At 46.5% G+C, this 724-nt stretch carries 1 protein-coding gene; it reads right to left on the bottom strand.

The window, feature by feature from the left end:
* Window positions 1-668: IS3 family transposase (locus tag AAEY79_RS14160; RefSeq protein ID WP_352288852.1), on the bottom strand; the 668-nt coding region annotated here is incomplete at its 3' end.
* Window positions 669-724 lie beyond the last annotated feature (56 nt).

A 724-nucleotide genomic window follows, 5' to 3' on the forward strand; every position in this document is an offset into this window, starting at 1 on the left:
TCATCGATTGATTCAGCAAATTTCTTACTGGTGTAATGCGTGCCCTGATCTGAGTGAAATAACACACCACTTGGTTTGAGTCTCGTCTGATACGCCATTTTCAGAGCGTTACCTGTCAGAATACTATCGGGTGAGTCTGAGACACTAAAGCCCACCACACGACGGGCGTACAGGTCTAAAACAACGGCTAGGTAACACCAGCCGCCTTTAATGCGAATATAAGTGACATCGCCCGTCCAGACTTGGTTGGGCGCCGTTGGGCTAAATCTGCGTTTTAAAAGGTTGTCATGGGTTTTATGTTCCTGATCAGCGTGCTTGTATTTGTGGGTCTTGAGCTGGCAACTGACCAGTTTCATTTGCTTCATAATCTTGGCAGCTAAGTAACGCGTTAGCCTAATACTGTGCTCATTCCACAGGATGGCGACAATGGTGCGAGCCCCAGCTGATTGTTTGGAGTCATTGAATATTTGACGTATCAAGGCTTTGAGTTTGACACGTTCAATATCGATAGGCTTAGTCTGTGTGCCATAGTAGTAGCTGCTTTTAATGATGCCAAATAAGTCACATAGTCGGCGTTTACTGACGCTTTTGTCTTGCTCTGCAAGCTTGCTTATCAGCGATAGCCGTTCAGGCTGTCCAAGGCCAGCAGAGCAGAAGCCTTTTTTAATATGTCGCGCTCCATAGTGAGTCGCTTAACCTGCTTACGCAATTCTTGTAGCTCGCG

The sequence above is a fragment of the Psychrobacter sp. GW64-MNA-CIBAN-0177 genome (assembly GCF_040309585.1).
GTDB lineage: Bacteria > Pseudomonadota > Gammaproteobacteria > Pseudomonadales > Moraxellaceae > Psychrobacter > Psychrobacter okhotskensis.